Origin of the sequence: Achromobacter sp. Marseille-Q0513 (assembly GCF_018195695.1) — a bacterium.
In the GTDB taxonomy this organism is placed as follows: Bacteria; Pseudomonadota; Gammaproteobacteria; order Burkholderiales; family Burkholderiaceae_B; genus Achromobacter.
The window spans coordinates 1-1,110 of sequence record NZ_JAGTJY010000054.1 but is presented as its reverse complement, the minus strand read 5'-3'; the positions used below and the strand labels follow the sequence as shown (position 1 = coordinate 1,110).

Genomic DNA, 1,110 nt, shown 5'->3' with positions numbered 1-1,110 from the left:
ATGTTGCCGCCACGGGCAGCCACTTGCTTCACGAACTTGGTGGCTTCGACGTACTTCTCAACCGTCTTTTCGAGGTTGATGATGTGAATCTTGTTGCGATGGCCGAAGATGTATTGGGACATCTTGGGGTTCCAGTAGCGGGTCTGGTGACCAAAGTGGACACCCGCTTCCAGCATTTCGCGCATCAGGGACATTCTATTCTCCAAGGGTTGATTTCTTGCGCCGCACCTGCATCGGCCTTTGCCGACACCCTGGGTGGTGTTGCGCGCGATTTCCCGCACATGCGGGATGAAAAAATTTTAACCGGACCTGCCGATCACTGCCGCATTCATTCAGGACGCCTTGCGACGCCCCGCAACCTGCTCTGCCGCGATAAACCCAGACGGCCATCACGACCAAGAGCCTTGCGTTGCCGCCCGCTGAACGCTCCCCCCAAAAAGGTGGGAACGCGCCCGGACCTGTTTCGTCCGTGGCGAAATCGAGTTCCATTCATGCGCCTGTGCTACCGCGCACGCATCAGACCGCGGGGCATTTCTTCAAGAAGCCGGGAAACCCGTCTTCCAAGAACTTAGGCCGCCGTCCACAGGGAACCTGCATCGCCACTCAAAAACATGACCGGGCTTACGGGCATGCCCCGCTCCAGCCTGCGCTTGCCGTTCCGGCCTTTCCGCACTCCTGAAACCCGCCAGGCCGTCCCCGCCGCCGCCCTTCCGCGCCGTTGTCCTTTTGCTTCCCGCCATCCACAACCTTCGCTTGCGGACACAGATGCCAAAGAATTCCGATACCGGAAAAACCGCCGCCTGGGCCGGCTTGCCGGGCGCCTGAGCGCCGACTGACCAAATCCAGATCGCACAAACCGGATGAAGGCTCTTTGCCGTAACCTAAACCCGATTACTACACTACTTGCTCTGCGCGTATGAAAGGCTTTCAGTCCCGTCGGACCAGACCCCTTCCGTCGCGCATCGCTCCCCAAAAATTTAGGGAAGCCTATAATTCTACTATTCTTTCCAGCAGACATTCAAGCAAGAGAGCTTCAGTTACTTCATGGGCACCATTACCAATCCGGACGACCTGAACAAGATGCGCGCGGCCTGCCAGGACGCCGCCAAG

The 1,110-nt window shown here is 58.2% G+C and carries 1 protein-coding gene; it reads right to left on the bottom strand.

Annotated elements, in window-relative coordinates; translation table 11 throughout:
- On the bottom strand, window positions 1-194 hold a 194-nt coding region (rpsB, locus tag KDH83_RS32535), incomplete at its 3' end, for a 30S ribosomal protein S2 (RefSeq protein WP_249205091.1).
- Between the last annotated feature and the right edge of the window lie 916 nt (window positions 195-1,110).